This is a genomic window from Mycolicibacterium wolinskyi str. Jessa 2025, from assembly GCF_049241375.1.
GTDB lineage: Bacteria > Actinomycetota > Actinomycetes > Mycobacteriales > Mycobacteriaceae > Mycobacterium > Mycobacterium wolinskyi.
Genome location: NZ_CP185960.1, coordinates 5905711 through 5931955, shown reverse-complemented (window position 1 = coordinate 5931955; position 26245 = coordinate 5905711). Strand labels below are relative to the sequence as shown.

The window sequence follows — 26245 nt, the reverse complement described above, 5'->3', positions numbered from 1 at the left end:
ATGCCACGCAGCCTGAAGAAGGGTCCGTTCGTCGACGACCATCTGCTCAAGAAGGTCGACGTACAGAACGAGAAGAACACCAAGCAGGTCATCAAGACCTGGTCGCGTCGATCCACCATCATCCCGGACTTCATCGGGCACACCTTTGCGGTGCATGACGGCCGCAAGCATGTCCCGGTGTTCGTCACCGAGGCGATGGTCGGGCACAAGCTGGGCGAGTTCGCCCCGACGCGCACGTTCAAGGGTCACATCAAGGACGACCGGAAGAGCAAGCGGCGATGACAACCACGATTGAATACCCGTCAGCGACGGCGAAGGCGCGCTTCGTGCGCGTCTCGGCCAGCAAGGCCCGCCGCGTCATCGACCTGGTCCGCGGCAAGAGCGTCGAGGAAGCCCTCGACATCCTGCGGTGGGCACCGCAGGCCGCCAGCGAGCCGGTCGCCAAGGTGATCGCGAGCGCTGCCGCCAACGCGCAGAACAACGAGGGCCTGGATCCGTCCACCCTGGTGGTTGCCACCGTCTACGCCGATGAGGGCCCGACCGCCAAGCGCATCCGTCCGCGTGCCCAGGGGCGTGCGTTCCGGATCCGCAAGCGCACGAGCCATATCACCGTGATCGTGGAGAGCCGGCCGCCCAAACAGAAGGGTGCGTCCGCCCAGTCGGCTCGCAGCCGTCGTGCTCAGGGCAGCAAGGCAGCCGCGAAGAAGACCACCACGCCCGAGACGAAGGGAGGCTCGGAGTAGTGGGCCAGAAGATCAATCCCCACGGCTTCCGGCTCGGTATCACCACCGACTGGAAGTCCCGGTGGTACGCCGACAAGCAGTACAAGGACTACGTCAAGGAAGACGTCGCGATCCGCCGCCTCCTGGCCACCGGCCTGGAGCGGGCCGGCATCGCCGATGTGGAGATCGAGCGCACCCGTGATCGGGTTCGCGTTGACATCCACACCGCGCGTCCCGGCATCGTCATCGGCCGCCGTGGCACGGAGGCCGACCGGATCCGCGCCGATCTGGAGAAGCTGACCGGCAAGCAGGTGCAGCTCAACATCCTCGAGGTGAAGAACCCTGAGTCGCAGGCTCAGCTGGTTGCCCAGGGTGTTGCCGAGCAGCTGTCGAACCGTGTCGCGTTCCGCCGCGCCATGCGCAAGGCGATCCAGTCGGCCATGCGTCAGCCCAACGTGAAGGGCATCCGGGTGCAGTGCTCGGGCCGCCTTGGCGGTGCTGAGATGAGCCGCTCGGAGTTCTACCGCGAGGGTCGGGTTCCGCTGCACACGCTGCGTGCGGACATCGACTACGGCCTGTACGAGGCCAAGACCACCTTCGGCCGGATCGGCGTGAAGGTCTGGATCTACAAGGGCGACATCGTCGGTGGCAAGCGTGAGCTCGCCGCTGTCGCGCCGGCAGCCGACCGGCCGCGTCGTGAGCGTCCGTCGGGCACCCGTCCGCGCCGCAGCGGTTCGTCGGGCACCACCGCGACGAGCACCGAGGCCGGACGCGCTGCGACCGAAGAGGCGCCGGCAGCACCTGCCATCGCAGAAGCGACGGGTGGCACCGAAGCGGCAGCCGCAACTGCTGCCGAGACCACCACAGAAAATTCGGAGAGCTAGTCATGCTGATTCCCCGCAAGGTCAAGCACCGCAAGCAGCATCACCCCCAGCAGCGTGGCATCGCCAGCGGCGGCACGCAGGTGAGCTTCGGTGACTACGGCATCCAGGCCCTGGGCCATGCCTACATCACCAACCGGCAGATCGAGTCCGCTCGTATCGCCATCAACCGGCACATCAAGCGTGGCGGCAAGGTGTGGATCAACATCTTCCCGGACCGCCCGCTGACCAAGAAGCCCGCCGAGACCCGCATGGGTTCCGGTAAGGGTTCGCCGGAGTGGTGGGTCGCGAACGTGAAGCCCGGACGCATCCTGTTCGAGCTGAGCTACCCCGACGAGAAGATCGCCAGGGACGCACTGACCCGCGCGATCCACAAGTTGCCGATCAAGGCACGCATCGTGACCCGAGAGGAGCAGTTCTGATGGCAGTGGGAACTACGCCTGGCGAACTGCGCGAACTGACCGACGACGAGTTGAAGGACAAGCTGCGCGAGTCCAAGGAAGAGCTGTTCAACCTGCGCTTCCAGATGGCGACCGGCCAGCTCTCCAACAATCGTCGGCTGCGCACTGTGCGCCAGGAGATTGCACGGGTTTACACCGTGCTGCGTGAACGTGAGTTGGGTCTGGCATCCGGGCCCGTTGGTGAGGAAGCGTAATGGCAGAAACGAAGGGCCCCAAGCACACTCCGCGGACGGAGAAGCCGCGCGGTCGCCGTAAGACCGCCATCGGCTACGTCGTCAGCGACAAGATGCAGAAGACGATCGTCGTGGAGCTGGAGGATCGCAAGAGCCACCCGCTGTACGGCAAGATCATCCGCACCACCAAGAAGGTGAAGGCGCACGACGAGAACGGCGATGCCGGCATCGGCGATCGCGTCTCGCTCATGGAGACCCGTCCGCTGTCCGCCACCAAGCGGTGGCGCCTGGTCGAGGTGCTCGAGCGCGCGAAGTAACCTTCGCATCCACATGTGCAAACCCCCACCCGCCGCACGGCGGTGTCGGGGGTTTGTGCATTTCCAGGCTGGGCGATGATGTGGTGATGGACGAGACGGTCGCGGTGTATGACGCAGGCGGCAATGTGGTTGGTGCGGCGCCGCGTTCGCGGGTGTACGCCGACGGGTTGTGGCATGCGAGCGCCGGGGTGCTGGTCCGCTCGTCCGATGGCCGGCGCCTCTACGTGCATCGGCGTTCGGACACCAAGACGGTGTTCGCGGGCATGCATGACTGCCTCGCGGGCGGCGTCGTCGACCCCGGGGAGTCCCCGCTGCAGGCCGCGACCCGCGAACTCGCCGAGGAACTGGGCATCACCGGGCTGAATCCCGTCCCGCTGGCCTCGGCTGCGTGGGACGGGGAGTGGGCGGGACGTCCCATGCGCTGTCATCTGTTCGCGTATCAGGTGACCTACGACGGGCCGATCCGTCATCAGGCGTCCGAGATCGCCGACGGCTGGTGGTGGACCGACGACGAACTCGCCGATCGCCTAGCCGCGCCGGACTGGCCATTTGTGCCCGACACCCGAGTGCTGATCCCGAATTTGTTGCACCGGTAGTCCGACTTTCGCCGTCAACGCGGCCGGTGGGCACAAGCCGACCGTAAGCGACGAATCCTCGGCAACGCGGTGTTGCTGAATCTGACACACCACAACGAAACTGTGCGCACGCAACGAGTTCCGATTTGCTCGTCGGCCGCGCTGCCATAACATCGCGCACATGAGGGTGGGGATATGGCGTGGAATTCACGCCGATTGCGCGGCTAGCGTCCAAGTCGGCATATTAACTGCGGTGTCAACACCGGCGCACCACGTGTAACTGCGATGACCACGACGTCCACGGCCGCCCAATCGAGACCGGCGACGTTCCTGGAGTGGTACTACGAGCTGCATCCGACCTACCGCCTGGTGATCCGGTGGGCGCTGATCGCCGGTCTGACGGCCTTCGCGTTCCGGGCCAGCTTCGGCAGCCTGGTCACCACGACGCGAGAGGGTGGCATCGGCGGTTACGTGTGGACCGTGCCGTCGGTCGCCGCGCTCGTCGCGGTCGGGGTGGCGCGGCGCAACCGCACCGAGCTGCCGATCCACGACCGGCAGACCGACATCATCGTCGGCACCATGGGTTTGGGCCTCGCGCTGATGATCCAGGCGGCCCTGCTGGATCGATATGCGTTGTACTTCCATCTGCTGCGCCTCGATCTGGTCGCCGCCTGGCTGTTCGTACTATGTTGTTGCGTAATACTTTTCGGGCTTCGGCCGGTCATCCGGTTCACGTGGGTATGGGCACTGTTCGCGCTCGCGTTCTCGCTTCCGTACTACCTCGCGGTGGTCCTGCTCGGCGGTGGAAAGTTCGCCGCCAGGGCGGCAACGCTTCTCATCGCCGCGGTCGGTACGGGTATCGCTGTGGGCCGGACGTTTCGGCGCGGCGTGCTGGGTTCGCTGGGCGCGTGGGTGGTCGGCTTCGCGGTGCTCATCGCGATCGGGACGTTCTTTCCGGACACGCCGTTGTTGACCTACCAACAGGTACCGGCGGTGACGGCGATCTGCGTGGTCGGGGTCGCGATGTATCTGACATCCCGGCGCGGCGTCCGGAAGCGGATTCTGGACCGCAAGGTGGAACCGCTCGCGGCCAAGCAGGTCTGGTCGGGTGTGCCCTTGGTGGTGGCGGCCGCGGTGGCGCTGTCACTGTGTGCCCTGCCGACGCAGACCACCACCGCTCCGATCAGCAGGCCCAGTCCCGTTGCGCTGTCACCGGGCCAGCCGTTGGTCGCGCCGGGCGAATGGTCGACGATCGAGCGTGAGGATTTCCGGCAGGTCCACCGTTTCTACGGCGACAATGCCGTGCTGGTACGTCAGTACATGCGGGCCGATCACGGAAACCCGCGCTGGGACAAACTGTCTCGGCCCAGGACGGTCGTGGTCGACAGCATCGTCAGTCGGCGGCCGTTCACGTTCGGGGTCTACCCGGCGCGTGTGCTGTACGGGCTGACCGGGGCGCGGTTGAGTGCCCAGCGCCCGGTCGACCTCGGCATGGGTGTACACGGTCTGATGTTGTCGGTCGTGGACGACGATCTGCTGGTCACGTGGAACTCGCTCCAATTCGCATGGGGCGACAGCGATCTCGCGCAGCGAGTGACGGTATTCGCCGTCGACAACCATGAACCGGATGCGCCGTTCCCGACCCCGTCCGGCAGCGTCGTGTCGAATCTCCGCACGCTCATCACCTTGCTGTTCCGGGGCAACGCCGTGCTCGACGAACGCAGGCCGGTGTTCAAGGACCAGGAACTTCTCACCATATTCGGGCGCGCTCTGGTGGCCGCACAGTTCCCGTGATCACGAAATGAGGATGACGTACATGGCCAACCGCACACGTCGGAGCGCGGGTAACGATTTCAGTGAATACGGGCGTGTGAGCGATACCCGGCCTAGGCTTTTTCGAGTGACTGCACGGATGATGCCGCTGTTGGCCGCTGCGATCGTCGTTGCCGGAACCACGCTGCCCGGTGTCGCGCATGCCGAGCCCGAAGATCCTTCGCTGGCCACTTCGCCGACGCTGAACCTTCGGACACTCGGCGCTGACCCGACGATCTCCCTCTACGGCGTACAGGGGTCTCAGACCCTGACGATCCCTGTGCCACCTGGGCTGGTGCCGGCCGAACTGACCGCGACGGTGCAATTGCCGGTCAATGCCCGCGGGGGAACGCTGGAGGTCACGCAGCAGGACCGCACGATCTCGCGCGTGCCGCTGCCGCCCGATCAGTCACCGATCACGATTCCGCTCGCGGGGGCCAGGATCGTCGACAACGCAGTCACGGTTTTGCTGACCGACTACCTGACCCTGCCGGACGGGTACTGCGTGTACGACCCGACCAATCCGCTGCGATTGGCCAATGTCGATGTGCGCTACACCGGCCTGGAGCGACCCCCGACGGCCATCGCCGATTTCGTGCCGCCGGTGCTGCGCAAGCTCACGTTGTTCGTCCCGCCGAAGCCGTCCAAGCCCGAAGCTGACGCCGCCGTGCGCCTGGCGACCGCCACCGTGGCGCAGTTCGGACTGCAACGCCCTGATGTCGACGTCGTGGCCACCGACGGAGGTGCGTTGCCCCCGCCCCAGCCGCTCGAACGCCAGATCGTCATACGCGAGGGCGATGCCCCCGGCCTGAGCCTGCAAGGTCCCAATGCAGTACCGGCGCTGGTGATCTCGGGGTCAGCCGGTGAGCTGACCAATCAGGCGCGATTGTTGTCCAGCGATATCTCGAAATTGGCCGTCCGGTCGAAAGCCGTTGTGGGGCCGCTTTCGAAGACACCGCAGCTACCCGGTGACCTCACGACGATCCGCCAGCTCGGCCAGCCCGGTGTCAATGCCACCTCGCTGGTCAATCCGCGCGTGACGATTCCCCTCGACCAGACCAGGCTGGGACGCTCGGTCCACGGCGTGCGCGTACATCTGCAGGGGTCGTACACGCCGCTGCCCGCGAGCATCGCCGGTCAGGTGGTGGTCAGCATCGGCGGGCAGACCATCGCTCGATGGGCAACCGAGACGAGCGGAACGATCGACCGTTGGATCGATGTTCCCGACCGGCTGTTACAGCGCTACACGAATCTGGACGTGGAGGTCGACGCGGCGGGAAACACGGGCCGCTGCGGTGAGTTCCAGCCGATCACGCTCACGATCGACGGCGAGACGCCCGTGGAGAGCAAACTCGCCAAGCCGCCGGTTCCGCTCGGATTCCAGTCGCTGCCACAGGCGTTGATGCCGCGCGTCGAGGTCGGTATCGACGACGGGCTCGACAATCTGCGACGCGCGGTGTTGATCCTGACGGGCCTGCAGCGCCTGAGCGCACGGCCGTTCGATACCGCGGTCATATCACGGGATGACGCGATCGCCTCGTCGAATCCCGCGGTGATCGTGAGCGCCGACGAGTGGAACGACCAGCGGATCACGCTCCCGGTTGCCGAGAACGCCGACGGCGTGATCAGCGTCGAAAACGTTGACGGCAGCGGTGATTCGAGCACGCTCACGCTGGACCCGAGGATCGGCTTCGGTTCGCTGCAGACGGTCTACAGCGGCGGTCGCACCGTGCTCGTCGCGACGTCCACCGACGCCCCGCAGGAACTCGACCGGTTGTTGGGGTGGCTGGATTCCGACATCGGACGCTGGGCAGGCCTGACCGGCAACGCGCTGGTGGCCATACCCGGACGTGACCCGGTCGAACTGACCACGCAGGCGGCGCTGGAACCCGAGGCGGCTGCCACGGGTGACCGTAGGGCGTTGTTCCTCGGTATCAGCGCCGGTGTGGTGGCGCTGACGGTTTTGGTCGGGGCGCTGATCGCACTGCGTGGCCGGCGGTCTCGAGGCTAGCCGTGACGTCGACGGTCCAGACCGCCCCCGGCCCGTGGGATCGCCTGGGGGAATGGTGGTTCGGGCGCACTCCCACCGTACGCCTGGTGCTGCGCTGGACCCTCATCGCGGTGCTGACGGTCGTGGCATTCCGGGAGAGCCTGCGGAATCTGGTCGAGACCACGTTGGCGGGCGGTCTCATCGGCTACGTCTGGATGGTTCCGATCGCGGCGTTGCTGGCGGCGTTGGGAGTGAACTACCGGCGGCGCACCGAACTACCCATCCATGACCGGCAGACCGACATCATCGTCGGCGTCATCGGGCTCGGGCTCGCGCTGATGGTCCAGGGTGTCCTGCTCAAGCGGTATTCGGAGTTCTTCCACTTGATGCGCCTGGATCTGTTGGCGCTGTGGCTGTTCGTGCTCAGCTGCAGCTTCGTGTTGTTCGGCCTGCGCCCGGTAGCCCGCTTCGGATGGGTATGGGTGCTGCTGTCACTGATATCGGCATTGCCCTACCAGGTCGTCGTGATCACATTGGGCGGCGGGAACTTCGCGGCCGGGGTCGGGACACTGTTCATCGCGGCCGCCGCGACGGCGATCGCGGTGGGCCGCACGCGCAAACGCGCGGCGGTCGGGGCGCTGACGTCATTCGTCATCGGCTTCGTCGTGCTTTTCGTATTCGACAAGGTGAGGCCGGACGCGCCGGTGATCGCCTATCAGATGATCCCATCGCTCACCTCGATCCTCGTGGTGGGTTTCGCGGCGTTTCTGTACACCCGCCGCGGGCAACCGAAACGGCTGTGGGACCGCAAGATCGAACCCCTCGCCGCCAAACAGATATGGTCCGCGGTGCCGTTGGTGGTCGCGGTCGCGGTCGCGCTGGCCTTCATGCCGTTGCCGAAGCAGCTCAGCGCGACGACGATCAGCCGGGCCGCCCCCTACGAGCTGGATCCGGGCCGGCGGCTGGCCCAGCCGCCGGGGTGGTCGATCACCGGCGAGCAGACCTATACCGGCGTATCGCGGTACTACGGCGATGAGGCGATACTCGTGCGGCAGCGCATGACCGCCGATGTCGGCGACCCACGATTCGACAAACTGGCGGCACCGCGAACGGTCATGGTGGACAGCATCGTCAGCGAGTTGCCGTTCTCGTTCGACGCCTATCCCGGCCAGGTCCTCTACGACACCACGGGCACCCGGCTCAGTGCGCCGCGGCCCGTCGATCTCGGCCACGGCGTGACCGGCTACCTTCTGTCGGCGATCGACGACCGGCTCCTGGTGACGTGGGACGTGATGCGATTCGCGTGGGGCGACGAGGATCAGGATCAGATCGTCGACATCTTCGCCGTCGACAATCATCTGCCCGACGCGCCGTTCCCGGACCCGCAACGCGGCCTGATCTCAACGCTGCGCAATCTGCTGACGGTGTTGTTCCGGGGCAATTCGGTGTTGGTCCAGCGTGAACCGGCGTACAAGGATGCCGAGCTCCTGACCGAATTCGGCCGCGCGTTGGTCACCGAGCAGTTCGAGCAGACGAGGACCGGACAGTGACGATGCGCGAGATATTCGACGCCGACACCGTGACCGCTGAACAACGTGACTACGCGTTGCACCGGGCGATCAACGGCCTGCGCGAAGACGATCCACTGCATTCGGCGTCGAAGCCGTTGATGGGCTGGCAGAAACCGGCGTTGCTGGTGCTGCTGGCAGTCGTGATCGCGTTCGGGATATGGCGGCCGATGCAGACTGCCGTGGTCCTCATCGGATTATGCACGCTGGCATACCTTTTGACGTTGGGCGACCGTGTGTTGATCTTCAAGCGCGGGCTGGCGTCGCGGCCCATCGTCATCGGCGACGAGGCGGCCCGTGCGATCCCCGACGAGGAGTTGCCGCCGTACACGATCCTGGTCCCGGCCTACAACGAACCGGAGGTCGTGGCCGACCTCATCGGGGCGATGGATTCGCTGGAGTATCCGCGAGATCGGCTTCAGGTGCTGCTGTTGCTGGAGGCCGACGATCAGGTGACCATCGACGCGGCCAGGGCCTGCGGGGAATCCGACGTCATCACGATTCTGCTCGTGCCGCCCGCAGACCCGCGGACCAAGCCCAAGGCGTGCAATTACGGCCTGCATTTCGCGACCGGCGACATCGTCACGATCTTCGACGCCGAAGATCTGCCGGAGCCGCTGCAGTTGCGCCGCGTGGTGGCGGCGTTCCGTCAGCTTCCCGACGACGTGGCGTGTGTGCAGGCGAAATTGGTGTATCACAACGGTCACCAGAATCTGCTGACCGCGTGGTTCACCGCAGAGTACGCACTGTGGTTCGGGTATCTGTTGCCCGGCATGATGGTGAGCACTTCGCCGATTCCCTTGGGCGGCACGTCCAATCATCTGCGTCGTGACATGCTGCAGCAGATCGGCGCGTGGGATCCGTTCAACGTCACCGAAGATGCCGATCTCGGCTTGCGGATCGCCGCGCACGGGTTTCACACCGCGGTCATCGACTCCTACACGCTCGAAGAGGCCAACAGCGATGTGATCAACTGGATCCGGCAGCGGTCCCGGTGGTACAAGGGCTATCTGCAGACCTGGCTGGTGCACATCCGGCAGCCGGTGAAGTTGTACCGGACTCTCGGGCTGCGCAGCTTCATCCGCTTCACCCTGGTGTTGGCGGGCACCCCGATCATCGCGGTGCTCAACCTGCTGTTCTGGTTCATCACGGTGCTGTGGTTCCTGGGCCAGCCGGCCGTCGTCGGCGAGGTGTTCCCGGCGCTCATTTATTTCCCGGCGCTCATCGCGATGATCATCGGCAACTTCACCGTCATGTACATGAACATGATCGCGCTGCGCGAGGACGACCGGTCGGATCTGCTGTTCGCCGCGCTGAGCGTACCGCTGTTCTGGTTGATGATGAGCATCGCGGCCGCCAAGGGTTGCTATCAGATGATTCGCCAACCATCGTTCTGGGAGAAGACGTTTCACGGCCTCGCCGAGCGTCCCGAGGACAAGGCCGCGCACGAGCAGATGGCGTCGACGTGATGTCTGCTGCACGCGCACGGCCGGATTTCCGGCTGAAGGCGGCGATCTTCTTCGCCTTCCTGGTCGGGTACCTCGCGGTGGGGTACTGGCTGCAGATTCAGCACGCGTTCATCATGGGAGACACGCTGTCGCGCGTCGCGGCCACGCAATCGGTGTTGTTCAGCCGCGATCCGCACCTCGCCGCGCTGGGCTTCATCTTCACCCCCGTCGCGGCCATGGTGCAGATACCGGCGATCGCGTTCAGCTCGCTGTGGCCCCACATCACCACCTACGCGTATTCCGGCACCATCATGTCGGCGGCGTTCATGGCGGGTGCGGCCGTGCAGATCTTGAGCATGGGCATCGATCGTGGTCTGCCGCGGGCGTATTCGGTGACCATCACGCTGCTGTTCGCGCTGAACCCGATGATCGTCTTCTACGGCTCCAACGGGATGAGCGAGGCGCCGTTCATCTTCTTCATGGCGTGGGCGGTGCGCCGGCTCATCATGTGGATGGTCGACGACGACGTGCACCATCTCGTCGCGGCAGGCGGTATCGCGATGGGGCTGGCGTATCTGACCCGCTACGACGCTGCGGCTTCGATCGGCGCCGCCGGATTTCTGGTCGGCATCACCACGTACCTGCGGGCCAAACCGCCGCCCCGCTTGCGTCGCGCCTTCCTGGATCTGTTGATCGTGAGCGGTCCCGGCTTCCTGGCGTTCCTCGGCTGGGCGGCCGCCGGGTGGCTGATCACCGGTGAGGCGTTCGCACAGTTCACCTCGCAATACGGCAACACCGCGATACTCGAGCAATCCGGGCAGACGGCACCGAATTTCGCCGATGGGCTGCAGTTCGCGCTCATCTGCGTCATGTTGCTCGCACCGACGCTGATCCCGCTGGCGCTCTGGGTCACCATGCAGCGATGGGGCAAACCGAACTGGCAGGTGCTGATCGTGCCGGTGGCGATGTTCGGTGCGGTGTTGGCGTTTCAGGCCTACAGCTACGCCGCCGGATCGACGTTCCCGTTCCTGCGGTTCTTCATCATCGCGATACCGATGACGGCGTGCCTGGCGATGCTCGCGGTTCCCGACGGAGTGTTCGTCACACCGACGCGCCGCGGCAAGTACGCACCGCTCGTGAGTGCCGAAGCACCCCGGCGTCATTCGGCGGCGCGGTATGTGGCAGTTGCCGCGACCGTCGCGATCGGTATTCCGGTGACGGTCATCGGCATGGCTCAACCCGATTACGCACCACAGGAATACGGTCTGGGCGCGGTGCTCTCGCCAGACCCGGACAACGTCACCGAACGCAAGGCAACCGAGCATCGGATCGCGCGCACGTTCGGCACCGAACGAAAGATCGCAGACTACCTCGACACGCTCGATCTGCCGGACAGTTCGGTGATCACCGATACGGTCTACGGGTTCGGCATTCTCGCGGCGTCGAGCCGGCCGCGGATGTTCATCATCCCGTCCGATCCGGATTTCACGGAGTTGCTCAACGATCCGAGCGGCAACGGGATCAAGTACCTGCTGGCCGTCCCGCCGATCGGCCGCGGCACCTCCGATGCGCTCAATCTCCGTTATCCGACGCTCTACGACACGGGGGCCGAAGTCGCGACCTTGGAGTTGGAGATACCCAATGACGGTGATGGCCAGCCGGATTGGCGTCTGTACCGGGTAAACGAACCGGTTGGTTGACGGCCTCTTGCGCGAGCAGACGCGTGGGTACCCGAAAACCGTGAATTTGGGTACCCACGCGTCTGCTCGCGAGTAGAGGTGGGGGCCGCTTATGCCGGCGGCATCAGCACGGTGTCGATCAGGTAGACGGTCGCGTTGGCGGTGCGCACACCGCCGCACACCACACCCGCGTCGTTGACCTTGAGCGCGTCGCCCGAGCCGGTGACGTTCACGGTCGCGCCCTGCACGGTCGGATGGCTGCCGACCACCTTGGCCGGGCTGGCCTGACCCGGCACGACGTGGTAGGTCAGGATTTTCGTCAGGGTGGCGGAATCGGTCTTGAGTGATTCGATCGTCGCCGGATCGATCTTCGCGAACGCGTCGTCGGTCGGCGCGAACACCGTGAACTCACCGCCGTTGAGGGTGTCGACCAGGTTCACGTTCGGGTTCAGCTTGCCCGACACCGCCGAGGTCAGGGTGGTGAGCAGCGGGTTGTTAGAGGCCGCGACGGTCACCGGGTCCTGGGCCATGCCGGTCACCGAACCCGGCCCCGACGGGACCTGCTCGGCGTAGCCCGCACACCCGGGCCCGACGAGGTCGGCAGCCGGGTCGACCGGGGCGGCCGGCTCGTTCGACATCGGTGCGACCGCGCTCGTGGTCGATTCCACCTGCGGCGCCGGCCTGGCGGTCTCACTCGACGAGCAGGCTGACAGGCCCAGCGCGGCTGCCGCGGCGAACCCGGCCAGCATGCCGGCGGATTTCTGAATGTTTCGCATTTCCACTCCCTGTGTCGGCGACAGCGGTTGCCGTCGTCTACCGGGTATTCGGAGTGGTCTGCGTCATGGATGGGAGCAATCCTTCCGGGGACCGGTTCCGAATACCGAGCATGTACACCTTGGTGCTCATCGGATTCCTCGGCGGCCTCATCACCGGCATCTCGCCGTGCATCCTGCCCGTGCTGCCGGTCATCTTCTTCTCCGGCGCGCAAAGTGCCCGTGTGCCCGGCGATCGCGGCACGACCATGATCGAAGTGAAACCGTCGCTCGCACAGGCCCTGCGCCCGTATTTCGTGATCGCCGGACTCGTCCTCAGTTTCAGCGCGGTGACGCTCGTGGGTTCGGCGGCGCTGCAACTACTGAATCTGCCGCAGGACGCGATCCGGTGGGCCGGGCTGATCGCACTGCTCCTGATCGGCATCGGGCTGATCTTTCCGCGCGTCGAGCAGCTGCTGGAGAAGCCGTTCTCCCGTATCCCGCAGAAGCAGTTCGGCAGTGGGCGTAACGGTTTCGGGCTTGGCCTCGCGTTAGGGGTGCTGTATGTGCCGTGTGCGGGACCGGTGCTGGCCGCGATCGTGGTCGCGGGTGCGACGGGCTCGATCGGGCTGAACACCGTGGCCCTGACGTTGTCGTTCGCGGTGGGGGCCGCGCTGCCGTTGCTCGTCTTCGCGCTCGCCGGCCGGCGGGTGGCGGAGCGGGTCAACGCGTTTCGGCATCGGCAACGCCAGATCCGGGTGGCCGGCGGTGTCGTGATGATCGTGTTCGCACTCGCGCTCGCGGTCAACCTTCCCGCGACGCTGCAGCGCGCGATCCCCGACTACACCACGGCACTGCAGGACAGGGTTGCCTCGACGACCGAATTGCAGGACAACCTGGGCGGCATCATCACCGATCAGAACGCGCAATTGTCCAACTGCGCCAACGGCGCCGAGCAACTCAAGAGTTGCGGGCCCGCACCGGATATCACCGGCATCAATGGCTGGCTCAACACCCCGGACGGCGCGGCGGTGGATATCAAGTCGCTGCGTGGCAAGGTCGTGCTCGTCGACTTCTGGGCCTATTCCTGCATCAATTGCCAACGCGCCGTGCCACATATCGTCGACTGGTACGACAGATACCGGGATCTCGGGTTCACCGTGATCGGCGTGCACACTCCGGAGTATGCGTTCGAACGCGTGCGGGCCAACGTCGAGAGCGGGGCGGCCGACCTCGGTATCACCTACCCGGTCGCACTCGACAACGCCTACTCGACATGGACCGATTACCGCAACCGGTACTGGCCGGCCGAATATCTGATCGACGCGAACGGCACCGTGCGCCACATCAAGTTCGGTGAAGGCGACTATGCGACGACCGAGCGCTTGATCCGCGAGTTGTTGGTCGACGCGAATCCGGCTGTCCAGCTGCCGGATCCGACCGACGCCGTAGACACGACACCGGACTCCGACCGCACGCCCGAGACGTACCTCGGCGTCGGCAAGGAGATCAACTACGCCGGCGGCGGCGTGTACGACGAGGGCGAGGCCACGTTCGCCTATCCGGCGCGCCTGCCTGAGGATTCGTTTGCCCTGCGCGGCCCGTGGCGGCTGGACTACCAGGGCGCCACCGCGGGCGCCGACACGTCGAGCATCAGGCTGAACTACCACGCGAAGGATGTCTATCTGGTGGTCGGCGGTACCGGCACGGTGACCGTTATCCGCGATGGCGCGACGACGACCGTGCCCGTCAGCGGTCCGCCCACATTGCGCCAGGTCGTCGCGGCCGGCGAAGTGCGGCGTGGCGAACTCGAAGTACGCCTGAGCCAAGGGCTGCAGGCGTTTTCGTTCACCTACGGATAGCGCGGGTCAGGTGATCCGTGACGCGATGCCGTCGAGTAGCTGGTTAAGGCCGGACCGGAAGTCGGCCACGCGGTCGTCATCGTCGCCGAACGCGCCGGCCCGCACCGCGGCGGCCAGCGCCGGGAAACGGTCGCGATCCAGCAACGTGCTGACGACGAATGGGAAGAGCCCGGGATCGGTCTGACCGGCCTCGATGTCGATCGCCGCGGCACCGCGCACGTAGTGCAGCACTGCCATGATCGCAGCCAGTTTGTCGCGCTCGGACAATCCGGTCGGGGCAAGTGCCGCCAGGCCGGCATCCAGCCACGCCAGCTGCCCGGGGTCGACCGGCGGGCCCATCGAAGCGGCCGGCAGGATCCACGGGTGCCGGTGGTAGACCTCCCACAGGCCGAAGGCCCAATTCTCCAGCGCGTCACGCCAATTCGCACAGTCGCTGGATGGCGGCGGCGGACCCGGACCGGCTGACAGCATGAACATCACAAGTTCGTCCTTGCTCGCCACGTGCCGATAGAGCGACATCGTCCCGCAGCCGAGCCGTTCGGCCAGCCGGGCCATGGACAGTGCGCCGAGCCCATCGGCGTCGGCCAGGTCGATCGCCGCCGCGACGATCGCCTCACGCGTCAGCCCGCGGGCGCGCCGTGGCGCGGTGTCCTGCTGCCACAGCTCCCGCAGCGCGTGGGGGAGTCGGTCGTCCGGTGCGGTCATCGGTGCTCAGCGTAAACCAGTGACAAGCACGAGCGTATGTCGTACGCTTTTGCGTATGACATACGCATCGCGTCGCCAGGTCGGCCTGGCGGGCGCATTGGCCCTCGTCGTCGTCGCGTTCCTGGCCTACTCGATACCGCCGTACCTGACGGGCGGCACGCGCGTACCCGCCACGTTCGGATTGCACTATCCGCTGCTCGTCGCACACGTCCTGTTGGCGAGCGTGGCCATGGTGTGCGCGGTCGCGCAGATCTGGCCCGGGCTGCGGCGTCGCCATCCGGGACTGCACCGGCGAACCGGGCGGGTGTATGTCTTCACGGCCATTCCCGCCGCGGTGTGTGCCATGGTGATCGGGGTCGCCACCCCGTTCGGCCCGGTGCTCGCCGCGAGCAACGTGGCGCTCGGAGCGCTGTGGCTGTGGTTCACCGTCGACGGGTTCATCGCCGCGCGGCAACGCCGCTTCGGCGTGCACCGACGCCAGATGCTGCGCAGTGTGACGCTGGCGCTGTCCATCATCACCAACCGCGTCTGGACGCCCGTCCTCTACCTGGCCTTCGAACCGTTACGGGACAGCGTCTTTGACGGCAACGACGAGCACTATCTGTGGGCGGTGGCCGGCCTGGGCGCGTGGCTGGGGTGGACCTTACCGATGTTGGCCCTACAGCTGTGGTTGACGCGGCGGCCCACGGTTTCGCCGTCGTCAGTTTCTCCGGCGCCACGCCGCGAGCCGGTGTAGTCTCCGGGCGAATCGTCCAAACCGCCGGCGGTTCACCGACCGGGATGAGGTTTCGTCATGGCTGCTGGAACCGACGGGGCGTTCAACGGCAAGATCGAACTGGACATCAGGGATTCCGAACCGGATTGGGGCCCGTACGCCGCGCCGACAGCCGCGGAGAACGCGCCGAACGTGCTCTACCTGGTGTGGGACGACACCGGCATCGCAACCTGGGACTGCTTCGGCGGGCTCGTCGACATGCCTGCGATGAGCCGTATCGCCGAGCGAGGTGTGCGGCTGTCGCAGTTCCACACCACCGCACTGTGCTCCCCGACGCGGGCGGCTCTGCTCACCGGCCGCAACGCCACAACGGTGGGCATGGCGACCATCGAGGAGTTCACGGACGGATTTCCCAACTGCAACGGGCGAATTCCGTTCGACACCGCGCTGCTGCCGGAAGTGCTCGCCGAAAACGGGTACAACACCTACTGCGTCGGCAAGTGGCATCTCACGCCGCTGGAGGAGTCCAATCTCGCCTCGACCAAACGGCATTGGCCGCTGAGCCGCGGATTCGAACGGTTCTACGGGTTCATGGGCGGCGAGACCGACCAGTGGTATCCGGACCTGGTCTACGACAACCATCCGGTGGACCCGCCCGCGACACCCGAAGACGGCTACCACCTGTCGAAAGACCTGGCCGACAAGACCATAGAGTTCATCCGCGACGCCAAGGTCATCGCGCCGGACAAGCCGTGGTTCACCTACCTGTGCCCGGGTGCCGGGCATGCACCGCACCATGTGTTCAAGGACTGGGCCGACCGGTACGCGGGCCGCTTCGACATGGGCTACGAGCGTTACCGCGAGGTCGTGCTGGAAAACCAGAAGCGGCTGGGCATCGTGCCGCCCGACACCGAACTGCCTCCGGTCAACCCGTATGCCGACACCACGGGACCCAACGGTGAACCCTGGCCGGCCCAGGACACCGTGCGCCCGTGGGACACGTTGTCCGACGACGAGAAGCGGTTGTTCTGCCGGATGGCCGAGGTGTTCGCGGGCTTCCTGTCCTACACCGACGCCCAGATCGGCCGCATCCTGGACTTCCTCGAGGAGTCCGGCCAGCTCGACAACACCGTCATCGTCGTGATCTCCGACAACGGTGCCAGCGGGGAGGGCGGCCCGAACGGCTCGGTCAACGAAACGAAGTTCTTCAACGGCTACATCGACACCGCCGAGGAGGGGCTGAAGTTCTTCGACCGGCTCGGCGGCCCGCAGACCTACAACCATTACCCGATCGGCTGGGCGATGGCGTTCAACACGCCGTACAAGCTGTTCAAGCGCTACGCGTCACACGAGGGCGGTATCGCCGATCCGGCAATCATCTCCTGGCCCAACGGGATTGCCGCACACGGCGAGGTCCGCGACAACTACATCAACGTCTGTGACATCACCCCGACGGTCTACGACCTGCTGGGTATCACCCCGCCTGCGACGGTGCGCGGCGTTGCGCAGAAGCCCCTCGACGGCGTGAGTTTCAAAGTGGCCCTTGCCGAGCCGAACGCACCGACCGGGAAGGAGACCCAGTTCTACACCATGCTGGGGACGCGGGGGATCTGGCACAAAGGCTGGTTCGCCAACACCGTGCACGCCGCAACCCCGTCGGGCTGGTCGCATTTCGAGGCAGACCGCTGGGAACTGTTCCACATCGAATCCGACCGCAGCCAGTGCCACGATCTCGCCGCCGAGCAACCGGACAGACTCGAAGAGCTCAAGGAGCTGTGGTTCAGTGAGGCCGCCAAATACAACGGGCTGCCGCTGGCCGACCTCAACATTCTGGAGACCATCGGGCGGTGGCGCCCCTACCTGGTCGGCGAACGGACCACCTACACCTACTACCCGCACACTGCAGAGGTCGGTCTCGGTGCGGCCGCCGAACTCCGCGGGCAGTCGTTCAAGGTTCTCGCCGAGGTCACGGTGGAGACCGCCGACGCCGAGGGCGTGCTGTTCAAACAAGGCGGTGCGCACGGCGGTCACGTGCTGTTCCTCGCCGACGGCTATCTGCACTACGTCTATAACTTCCTCGGCGAGCGCGAGCAGCTGCTGTCCTCACCCGATCCGGTCACGCTGGGACAGCACGTCTTCGGCGTCAATTACCAGCGGACCGGAACCGTGCCGGACAGCCACACCCCACTCGGCGACACCACCCTGTTCGTCGACGACGCGGCAGTGGCCGAACTGGCCGGCATGCAGACCCATCCCGGCATGTTCGCCCTGGCCGGTGGCGGAATCTGCGTCGGCCGCAACACCGGGTCGGCGGTGTCGCGCAGCTACCGGGCACCGTTCCCGTTCACCGGCGGCAGCATCGCCAAGGTCACCGTCGACCTGTCGGGTGCACCGTACGAGAACGTGAAAGCCGATCTGGCGCTGGCCTTCTCGAAGGACTGATCGCCTCGTCCACATCTGGATCAACGACCAGAAGCCCCTGGTCACCGCCCGGACACCGGCGTTTCGAGGTGCCTGCGCTGATCGCCGACTTCGGCATCGGCATACCCTGAACGGATGGTGACAGAGCTGGTCGAAGTCCCCGGCGGGTCGTTCCGGATGGGTTCGACGAGTTTCTACCCCGAAGAGGCGCCGATCCACACCGTGACGGTCGCGGACTTCGCGATCGAGAAACATCCCGTCACCAATGCCCAGTTCGCCGAGTTCGTCGACGCCACCGGCTACCGGACGGTGGCCGAGCGTCCGCTCGACCCCGCGCTGTACCCGGGCGTGGCCGATGAGGACCTGCAACCGGGTTCGCTGGTGTTCCGGCCCACCCCGGGACCGGTCGACCTGCGTGATTGGCGGCAGTGGTGGGACTGGGCGCCGGGCGCGAGTTGGCGCCACCCGTTCGGGCCGCAGCGTGCGGAATGCCGCCCGGACCATCCCGTGGTTCAGGTGGCCTACCCCGACGCGGTGGCTTACGCGGCCTGGGCGGGCCGCAGGCTGCCCACCGAGGCCGAATGGGAGTACGCGGCGCGCGGCGGCGTCGAGGGCGTCTATGCCTGGGGCGACGAGGCGACCCCGGATGGCCGGTTGATGGCGAACACGTGGCAGGGCCGGTTCCCGTACCGCAACGACGGTGCGCTGGGCTGGGTGGGCACCTCGCCGGTCGGGACGTTTCCGCCAAATGCCTTAAGGCTGTTCGACATGATCGGCAACGTGTGGGAGTGGACGACGACGCGGTTCGCGCCGCACCACCGGTCCGGTGCGGCGGAGTCGGGGTGCTGCCCCTCGCCGAGCGGTGATCCCGGCGTGAACCAGGTGCTCAAGGGCGGCTCGCACCTGTGTGCCCCGGAATACTGTCACCGCTACCGGCCTGCCGCGCGATCACCGCAGTCGCAGGACAGCTCGACGACTCACATCGGGTTCCGGTGCGTGGCTGACGCGCTCGTGTAGGCATAGGTGCCCGGCGATGACGACGGCAACCGTCAGCGCCGTCGCCAGGGCCAGCGGCACGGCCATGTGCAGTCGCAGCAGCACCGCGCCTGCGACCGCGCCGAGGAAGATGACCACGATCGCGGCGATCCTGCGGTTGAAAACCGCCGCGCGTCCGCCGCCGGTCCAGGTTTCGCCGGCCAGGCTCGTCAGGGTCGAGGTCACCACGACCGTCGTCATGTCCTTGACGGCCAGCGCGCGGGCCACCATTGCCTGCACACCCATCACGGTGGCGATCGCGGTGGCGATGACGACCTGCCCGGTGGCGCCGGGATTGTCACCGCCGAGCGCGACGGCGACCGTCAGTGCGAGGAGCACCGCCGCACCGATCGTGAGCAGCAGTGTGATGCGGGTGTCCCAGCCGCGCGCCGAGCGTCTGCGCACGGTCAGCCCCGCGGCCAGCGCCCCCGCCGTGAACCCTGCCAGCGCGATCGCGGGCCCGAGCACCGGCAGGTCGTCGGCGCCTGCCACACCCATGCCGAGGATCACGATGTTGCCCGTCATGTTTCCGGTGAACACTCGATCCAGGCCGAGATAACCGACCGCGTCGACGATCCCGGTGACGAACGTCAGCGCGAGTGTCGTGAGGAGGCCGAGGCGATTTCGATCCGGTTGCCGCATCTGTCAGAAGACGGCGATCGCGAACACGGTGGCCAGGATCAGCCCGCTCATCACCGGCAGGAAACACTTGCGCGCCAAGGTGAGAACGGGCACCCGCGCGAATCCGGCCACCGCGACGAGTGACGACCACGCGACAAGCGTTCCGCCGCCCGACCAGATGTTGCCCATCTGGCCGATCGCGGCGAGTGTCGCGGGATCCATGTCCACGACCGGTGCGAGCGCACCCGACAGCGAACCGGTCAGCGGCAGCCCGCTGAAGCCCGACCCCTCCAGGCCCGCGATGAGGCCGACGAACAGCACGGCGAACGCCGTGACAACGGGATTCGGCGACACGAGTGACTGCGCGGCGGTGATGAGATCGAACAGGAACGCCGGACCTTTTGCGTCCGCGGGCATTCCGAGGATCGCGGCCGAGAAGTCACCGTTCCCGATGAAGAAGAAGCCCGCGATCGGCAACACGATCCCCATGGCCTTGAACGCGAACACGAGGCCGTCGACCACGTGCTGGGACGAGGTCTCCAGGAAGTTGCGCTTGTCGTTGGTGGCGGACGCCGCGAACAGGAGCAGCGCGGCGAGCCCGCCGACGATCGCTGCCGCGTCCCCGCCCTTGAGCGGCGGCACCGCGGTGGTGAACTTCCCCAACAGCAGATAGACGATGAACGCGAAGTAGACCAACGGAACAAGCACCGCGAACAGCTTCGCCGCCAACATCTTTCGCTCGGGCTCGGGTGCCTGGACCGGATCGGACATGACCACCGTGGCGGTAGCTGTGGCGGTCGTGCCGTCGGTGACGACCGGGCCGGTCACCGGCGGCGGAGCCGGTATGTTCTTGCGGGCCGCCCCGCCCCCACCCAATGACGTGTCCGGCGTATCGGCGTCGTCGTCGCGGGACCGCTCGGCCTCGTTCTCCCACTCGCGCAACAGCTCCGGGGACGGCGTCCGCCAGGTGCGGCGCTGCATGAAGTACGTGATGGCCAGTGCGGTCAGGCCGACGATCAGCGACAGCACCATGGCCTTGTCGGCCACGGCATCGGGATCCACACCCGCGGCCTTCGCCGAGATGCCCGGCGCCACTTTGATGATGTAGTCCGATGAAAGCGCCATGCCCTGACCGCAGATCGCGATGACCATGCCCACCGACAACGGTGACAGGCCGGCCCGGATGGCGACCGGTATGAGGACCGCGCCGACCAGTGGGACCGCAGGCGTCGGCCAGAAGAACAGCGAGATCACGTAGGTCACGACGGCGAGCACGATGAAGCTGCTGGTGCCGGCCCGCATGACCCGCCGGAACGGCGTGACCATCATGCGGTCGGCGCCCATCTCCCGAAGTGCCCCCAGCATCGCGGTCACGATCGCGATGATCAGGAAGATGTTGAACAGTTCCTTCGCCGCGGTGAGGCTCGCGTTGAAGATCGACGACAGGCCGGTGATGAAGCTGCCTGAGAAGGCCCATGCGGTCAGCAGGGTTGCGGTGACGGCGGGCACCACGATGTTCTTCCGGATCGCCATCGTGATCAATATGACGACGATGCCGGCCAGATAGATCCAGTGCGCCGCGGTGAGTTGGATGTCCAATTCGGGACCTCTCGTTGAACTGCTGGGGGCTGTGCAGTCTGATGCTGGAATGTTCGGCGCGGTCACGACCTGGGTCAACGACAACAGTGCACATCGGCGACGGCCTCACCATGTGCAGTGTGTTCGAAACTTGTCGACCGCATATCGTGCGGTTTCGACCACGTAACGATTGGGTTGGACTGCGGTGCCGACCGTCGGCGACAGTGCCGTGGAGCGGCGCTCATGTGCAGATTGACCAGACGGTGCGCTGATGGCCTGTGCACTATTGCCCGGTGGGATCGCCCTATGTCGGCCGTGGCAGTGAGACAGTGCATGGGAGGGGGAGAGAACCCCGATTCCGTTGCCTACGAGGATGGTTGCGAGCACCATGACCGACGTTCGTTCCACCACACACCCCGGCTCGCGGTCGGCATGCCAGGACAGCGGCACGCCGCTCGGGCTGGCAGCGCTGCTGGCGGGGACAGTGGTCGGCACCGTGAGCAACAACGTCGTGAACGTGCCGCTCGACGCGATCATCGACGAGTTCGACGCTCCACTGGGCAACGGGGTGTTCGTGGTGGTCGGCTTCCTGGTCTGCTTCGCGGCGACGATACCGCTGGCCGGATGGTTCGGCGACCGATTCGGCCGCAGGCGCGTGTACTGCGCGGCCCTGCTGGCGACCGCGGTCTGCGCCGTCGGTGCCGCAACGGCACCGTCGCTGCCGCTGTTGATCGCCTGGCGATCGGCGGGCGGGGTCGCCGCGGCCGCGTTCGCCCCGGCTGTCATGGGCCTGATCGCGTGGATGTTCTCGGGCGAACGCCGAGGCCGCGCGATGGGTGCGTGGGCGTCGGCGAACGGTATCGGCCAGGCGGTCGGCCCCAGCCTCGGCGGCCTGGTGGCCGACACCTGGGGTTGGCGGTGGGTGTTCGTCCCGCTGGTCCCGGTGGCCCTGGCCGGTTTCGCCGGAACACTGCGCTACGTGCCGCGCTATCGGGGCGTCAAGATGTCGTTCGACCTGGCCGGGGCGGCCGCGCTGACGATCGGTTCGGCGTTGCTGATGCTCGCGCTCGCGGTGGTGTCGCGGCCTGACGTCAGCGGCTGGCTGATCGCGGGCACAGCCGCTGCCGCCGTGGCCGCGCTGGCCTGGTTCGGCTGGCACTGCAGGCGTGCCGAGAGTCCGTTCGTCGACGTCCGGCTCATCAGCGAGTCGCGGTTCGTCCGCAGCTGCCTGGCCGCGTTCGCCCAGATGTTCTGTCTCGGTGCGACATTGCTCGCGGTGCCGCTCTATCTGGTCGGCAACTCGGTGTCGATCTCGGCTGCGGGATTCGTGCTGTTCACGGTTCCCGCCGCGATGGCGGTCCTCGGCCCGGGGGTGGGGCGGTGGCAGGACCGGCTCGGGCCGAGGCGCGTGTTGCGGACCGGCCTGGTGTTGTTGCTGGGTGCCCAGGTCGGCATGGCGGTGGTCGTGGCGCAGGATCGGATCGTCCTGCCCGCGTTGATCGCGGTGTTGGTGGCCGGCGGGATCGGCATCGCGTTGGTGCAGACACCGGCGGCCACCGGCGCGACGCGCTCGCCCGCCGGTGCGCAGGGCACCGGGCTCGGCTTGTTCAATCTCGTTCGGTTCGGTGGTTCGGCATGCGGTGCGGCGTGGGTCGCGGTCGCGCTCGACGTGGCGGACTATCCGGCGGTGTTCGCCGCGTGCGCGGTGATCGTGACCCTCGGGCTGGCCGGATCCTTCTTCGGCCCCGACCCGCAGCCGGTGTGATCAGCGGAAGCTGGCTTCCCGGTCGATCGCCGAGTGCACCTCGTCGAGGAGGTCGAGCCGGATCGCCAGCCACACCGTGAACTGGTTTTCCGGGACGCGGATGTCCATGCCGAGCAGCCGCGAGATCCGGTCCAGCTTGGCCAGCATGGTGTTGCGATGCACGTTGAGCACGCGCGCGGTGGCGTTCACGTTGCCGCCCTCGCTCAGGTAGGCGCTGAGCGTCTCCAACAGGTCGGGCCCGGACCGCAACGGCCCCAACATGTCTCGCACCAGCTGGCGACTCTGCTCGGTTTCGGCCACCTGCGCGAGCACGGTGAAGCCACGCAATTCCTGATACGACGTGGCGCCGGTGCGGTGCAGGCGCCGCGCGATGCCGAGTGCGACGCGGGCTTCGCGATAGCTTTCCCTGACCTCGCTCGCGCCGCGCGCCGGCCGACCGTACGCCACCGGGGCACGCAGGCCGCGCCGCCGCTCCAGCTCGAGCGACATGGCTTGCGCGTACTCGTCCATCTCGGCGCGCATGGCCGGGCCGTCCTGGCTGCGCAGCGTGCGGACCACGACGAGCACGTCGCCGATCACCGTGACGTAGGCGTGTACCGCCGGGTGCGGTGCGACGCCTGCGGCATACCGGGCCAGGCGGACCATGCTCGCGGTCGGATTGTCGACGCGGCGGGGCAGCACCCCGGGAGCCACGAAGACCCCGAAGCGGGCGTCGAGTTCGATGTCGTGGTGCTCGGCGCGGGCGCGCATGTCGTGTTCGCTGGAGAAGCTGCCGTGCACCAGGGCCTGGACGAAGTCGCCCCTGGCGCGTTCCTCGGCCTCGTCGACGCTGCGTTGCCGCAACATCTCCGAACCGATGATCGCGGTCGCCTGCTCGGTCAGCACCGAGTACCTGGCGAGATCATGGCTGCCGGGGTGTGGGTCGGGTACCAGGATCACAACCCAGCCTTCGAACGACTTGCCGAGCCGGATCGCGCTCGCGACACACGTCCAGGTGCTGTCGTGCAGACCGGTGATCGGCTGGATGCGCGTGTCGTGCCCATCGGAGCGCCGTTCGGCGGCAGGCACATCGGCGGCGAGCATGTCGTTCACCGAATCAGCGAGCGGTGCAAGGGTTTCGGGTGTCAGCCCGGTGTGCGCGACCACGTGTCCTCGGGCATCCAGCGCGACCGCGGGGTTGCGCGCCAGGTTGGACACCTCCCGGACCAGGATCTGCAGCCCGGCACCGCGATGGAACAAGCCGGCAAGCGACGCGTGCACGTGTGTCGAGTACCGCATGACGTGGACTTCCTGGCTGAGCGCGCGCTCGGCCAGTAGCCGGTTGAGGGCGGCGAAACCGACCGGTATCCCGAGTTCGACGACCACCAGGCCGGTGGGCAGCCGCCCCAGATCGGGCGGGACGACGCCGTCGACGAGCAGCGTGGTCGCACCCCGCGCGGTCAGCGCCGACAGCGCGGCACCGTTTGCCACCAACGACTCCGGCCGGGCGTAGACCGCCACGGCGTCGAGCGGGTCATGCTGCGACAGCACCTCGTTGAGCGGCAACACCCACGTGAGTTCCCGGTCGAGTCGGTCGGTGCCGGCGACCACCCGGGCGCCGGACATGAGCGACTCGTCCAGCAGTCCCTGCACAGTCATGCGGCCGGTGCCGGTCGGTGGTTCTGTCATGTCAAACCCCGTGCTCTTTTGTGCGTTGTGTATCGATTACCGGACGTGTCGGCACAGACACCATGTGCAACTTAACCGTCAGCGGCCACAGATTCAGGTCATATTAACCATCCCATCGGGGACCTGCTCGTTGATAGACATTCCAGCGTCAGCCGACACCGACTGCCGCGAGAGAGCGAAAGATCAATGCATCGAATTCACCGCATCACCCTCGACGACGCGTTGCCACTGCTGGCCGCGGGTCGCGCCAAGGCCGAGGAAATCGGCGTCAAGCAAACCCTGTGCATCTGCGACGACGGCGGCAACGTCCTTGCGCTGCACCGGTTGCCGGGCGCCCGCCTGACCGGTGTGGACATCGCGATCGCCAAGGCGTTCACCGCCGCAGGGCATGAGCGCGCCACACATCTGTTCAACGAGCCGCCCAACGGCCCGGCACTGCCCGGCAACGAGGCATTCGGCATCAGCCACATGCTGCCCGGCAAGTTCGCGATCTTCGTCGGCGGGTTTCCGCTGGTGTTCGACGGTCAGATCGTCGGCGGGGTCGGGATCAGCGGCGGCAACGGCGAACAGGACAAGGCCGTCGGCGCGGCGATCCTCGCGGAGTTCGATGCGCTGACCGCGTCGGTCGCCCGCGCTTGAGCTGGTGTGCACGTTGACCCGGCAACGGCCTCATCGCCGGTGATTGTGACCATCGCCGGTACCCGGCGCTCTAGCTAATGTCCCTGGTACCCAAGTGTTTTCACCGAAAGGATTGATCGATGACCCAGCTGCTCGGGCGCGACGAGTTTCGCGCTGAACTCGAGAACGCCATCAAGGGCCGCGAGGCGAAGAACGCGTCGTTCTCCAAGGCGTGGGCGGAAGGCAAGCTGAGCAAGCAGCACTTCGCGCGGTGGGCCGAGAACCACTACCACTATGTCGGGCCGTTCGCCGACTACCTGGCCAACATCTACTCCAACACCCCCGACCAGTTCACCGGCGCAAAGGATTTCACGCTCCAGAACATGTACGAGGAGGAGCTGGCCGACATCCGCCACACCGACCTGCTGATCAAGTTCGGCGAGGCCTGCGGCACCACACGTGAGCGGATCGAGGATCCGTCGAACATGAACGCCATCACGCGCGGGCTGCAGGCGTGGTGCTATGCGGTGTCGCAGCGCGAACACTTCGTGGTGGCGACGGCGGCCCTGGTGGTCGGCCTGGAATCACAGGTGCCCAGCATCTACACCAAGCAGATCGTGCCGCTGCGCGAGGTGTACGGATTCACCGAGGACGAGATCGAGTTCTTCGATCTGCACATCACTTCCGATGTGGTGCACGGCGAACGCGGTTACCAGATCGTGCTCGACCACGCCGACACCCCGCAGTTGCAGCAGCGTTGCCTGCAACTGGTGCGCTGGGGCGCCGAGATGCGCTTCTCCTACACCAAGGGTCTCTACGACTACTACGTCGCACCGGACCTCGAATCGGCGTCCGTCTGATCTGACCCCGCCGCCTCGG

24 protein-coding genes are annotated in these 26245 nt (G+C 66.5%); 19 read left to right on the top strand and 5 right to left on the bottom strand.

The features are described from left to right. The 12 genes from rpsS to ACOI2T_RS29350 all read left to right on the top strand — a co-directional run bounded on the left by rpsS (position 1) and on the right by ACOI2T_RS29350 (position 11647). Positions 1–282, top strand: coding sequence for a 30S ribosomal protein S19 (gene rpsS, locus ACOI2T_RS29405; protein WP_003892827.1), 282 nt, complete (start codon positions 1–3; stop codon positions 280–282). Next, positions 279–743, top strand: a complete 465-nt coding sequence (gene rplV / locus ACOI2T_RS29400; protein WP_085146516.1) for a 50S ribosomal protein L22 — start codon at positions 279–281, stop codon at positions 741–743. Before rpsS ends, rplV begins: the two co-directional genes overlap by 4 nt. Next, positions 743–1606, top strand: a complete 864-nt coding sequence (gene rpsC / locus ACOI2T_RS29395) for a 30S ribosomal protein S3 (RefSeq protein ID WP_067842161.1) — start codon at positions 743–745, stop codon at positions 1604–1606. The genes rplV and rpsC overlap by 1 nt, the downstream gene beginning before the upstream one ends. A 2-nt stretch (positions 1607–1608) precedes the next feature. Continuing rightward, positions 1609–2025 (top strand): 50S ribosomal protein L16, encoded by a 417-nt coding sequence (gene rplP, locus ACOI2T_RS29390; protein WP_067842164.1) that lies wholly within the window; start codon positions 1609–1611, stop codon positions 2023–2025. Continuing rightward, entirely contained in the window at positions 2025–2258 is a 234-nt protein-coding gene (gene rpmC, locus ACOI2T_RS29385; RefSeq protein WP_067842167.1) for a 50S ribosomal protein L29, read from the top strand. The genes rplP and rpmC overlap by 1 nt, the downstream gene beginning before the upstream one ends. Next, positions 2258–2554: a 30S ribosomal protein S17 gene (rpsQ, locus tag ACOI2T_RS29380; RefSeq protein ID WP_067842170.1), complete on the top strand. Its 297-nt coding sequence runs from the start codon at positions 2258–2260 to the stop codon at positions 2552–2554. The genes rpmC and rpsQ overlap by 1 nt, the downstream gene beginning before the upstream one ends. An 86-nt stretch (positions 2555–2640) precedes the next feature. After that, positions 2641–3150, top strand: a complete 510-nt coding sequence (locus ACOI2T_RS29375) for an NUDIX hydrolase (protein ID WP_409502086.1) — start codon at positions 2641–2643, stop codon at positions 3148–3150. Positions 3151–3414: 264 nt separating this feature from the next. Beyond that, entirely contained in the window at positions 3415–4923 is a 1509-nt protein-coding gene (locus ACOI2T_RS29370; protein WP_421874926.1) for a phosphatidylglycerol lysyltransferase domain-containing protein, read from the top strand. A 118-nt stretch (positions 4924–5041) separates the two neighbouring features. Further along, positions 5042–6952, top strand: a complete 1911-nt coding sequence (locus ACOI2T_RS29365; protein WP_409502361.1) for a cellulose biosynthesis cyclic di-GMP-binding regulatory protein BcsB — start codon at positions 5042–5044, stop codon at positions 6950–6952. Positions 6953–6954: 2 nt separating this feature from the next. Further along, positions 6955–8481, top strand: coding sequence for a hypothetical protein (locus ACOI2T_RS29360; protein ID WP_409502084.1), 1527 nt, complete (start codon positions 6955–6957; stop codon positions 8479–8481). 2 nt (positions 8482–8483) lie between these two features. Beyond that, positions 8484–9968 carry a glycosyltransferase gene (locus tag ACOI2T_RS29355; RefSeq protein ID WP_409502360.1) on the top strand — a complete coding sequence of 495 codons (1485 nt, stop codon included), beginning with the start codon at positions 8484–8486 and terminating at the stop codon, positions 9966–9968. Next, on the top strand, positions 9968–11647 hold the full coding sequence (locus ACOI2T_RS29350) for an ArnT family glycosyltransferase (protein WP_409502083.1): 1680 nt from the start codon (positions 9968–9970) through the stop codon (positions 11645–11647). Before ACOI2T_RS29355 ends, ACOI2T_RS29350 begins: the two co-directional genes overlap by 1 nt. An 89-nt stretch (positions 11648–11736) precedes the next feature. Here the strand turns inward: ACOI2T_RS29350 and ACOI2T_RS29345 are convergent, their stop codons facing one another. After that, entirely contained in the window at positions 11737–12402 is a 666-nt protein-coding gene (locus tag ACOI2T_RS29345) for a fasciclin domain-containing protein (protein ID WP_409502082.1), read from the bottom strand. Between the two features lie 110 nt (positions 12403–12512). Here ACOI2T_RS29345 and ACOI2T_RS29340 point away from each other — a divergent pair, with 110 nt between their 5' ends. Next, positions 12513–14240: a cytochrome c biogenesis protein DipZ gene (locus ACOI2T_RS29340; protein WP_409502081.1), complete on the top strand. Its 1728-nt coding sequence runs from the start codon at positions 12513–12515 to the stop codon at positions 14238–14240. A gap of 6 nt (positions 14241–14246) precedes the next feature. Here ACOI2T_RS29340 and ACOI2T_RS29335 read toward each other — a convergent pair whose 3' ends face one another. Beyond that, on the bottom strand, positions 14247–14945 hold the full coding sequence (locus ACOI2T_RS29335) for a TetR/AcrR family transcriptional regulator (RefSeq protein WP_409502080.1): 699 nt from the start codon (positions 14943–14945) through the stop codon (positions 14247–14249). A gap of 55 nt (positions 14946–15000) precedes the next feature. Here ACOI2T_RS29335 and ACOI2T_RS29330 point away from each other — a divergent pair, with 55 nt between their 5' ends. The 3 genes from ACOI2T_RS29330 to ACOI2T_RS29320 all read left to right on the top strand — a co-directional run bounded on the left by ACOI2T_RS29330 (position 15001) and on the right by ACOI2T_RS29320 (position 19098). Further along, positions 15001–15681, top strand: a complete 681-nt coding sequence (locus ACOI2T_RS29330; RefSeq protein WP_409502079.1) for a DUF2306 domain-containing protein — start codon at positions 15001–15003, stop codon at positions 15679–15681. Positions 15682–15738: 57 nt separating this feature from the next. Beyond that, a complete protein-coding gene (locus tag ACOI2T_RS29325; protein ID WP_409502078.1) occupies positions 15739–18102 on the top strand; it encodes a sulfatase-like hydrolase/transferase in 2364 nt (787 codons plus the stop codon). A gap of 114 nt (positions 18103–18216) precedes the next feature. Next, positions 18217–19098, top strand: a complete 882-nt coding sequence (locus tag ACOI2T_RS29320; RefSeq protein WP_409502077.1) for a formylglycine-generating enzyme family protein — start codon at positions 18217–18219, stop codon at positions 19096–19098. On the opposite strand, the gene ACOI2T_RS29315 is transcribed toward ACOI2T_RS29320, so the two are convergent. Both ACOI2T_RS29315 and ACOI2T_RS29310 read right to left on the bottom strand, forming a co-directional pair. After that, the gene (locus ACOI2T_RS29315) at positions 19030–19758 is read right to left on the bottom strand and encodes a YoaK family protein (protein WP_409502076.1); all 729 of its coding nucleotides are present in this window, start codon (positions 19756–19758) and stop codon (positions 19030–19032) included. The genes ACOI2T_RS29320 and ACOI2T_RS29315 overlap by 69 nt on opposite strands. A gap of 3 nt (positions 19759–19761) precedes the next feature. After that, positions 19762–21336, bottom strand: a complete 1575-nt coding sequence (locus ACOI2T_RS29310) for a hypothetical protein (protein ID WP_409502075.1) — start codon at positions 21334–21336, stop codon at positions 19762–19764. Between the two features lie 367 nt (positions 21337–21703). Between ACOI2T_RS29310 and ACOI2T_RS29305 the strand changes: the two genes are divergently transcribed. Beyond that, positions 21704–23080, top strand: coding sequence for an MFS transporter (locus tag ACOI2T_RS29305; RefSeq protein ID WP_409502074.1), 1377 nt, complete (start codon positions 21704–21706; stop codon positions 23078–23080). On the opposite strand, the gene ACOI2T_RS29300 is transcribed toward ACOI2T_RS29305, so the two are convergent. Further along, on the bottom strand, positions 23081–24748 hold the full coding sequence (locus tag ACOI2T_RS29300; RefSeq protein WP_409502073.1) for a PucR family transcriptional regulator: 1668 nt from the start codon (positions 24746–24748) through the stop codon (positions 23081–23083). A 186-nt stretch (positions 24749–24934) separates the two neighbouring features. Here ACOI2T_RS29300 and ACOI2T_RS29295 point away from each other — a divergent pair, with 186 nt between their 5' ends. Continuing rightward, on the top strand, positions 24935–25387 hold the full coding sequence (locus ACOI2T_RS29295; protein ID WP_085146535.1) for a GlcG/HbpS family heme-binding protein: 453 nt from the start codon (positions 24935–24937) through the stop codon (positions 25385–25387). Positions 25388–25506: 119 nt separating this feature from the next. Then, positions 25507–26226: an iron-containing redox enzyme family protein gene (locus ACOI2T_RS29290; RefSeq protein ID WP_067842216.1), complete on the top strand. Its 720-nt coding sequence runs from the start codon at positions 25507–25509 to the stop codon at positions 26224–26226. Positions 26227–26245 lie beyond the last annotated feature (19 nt).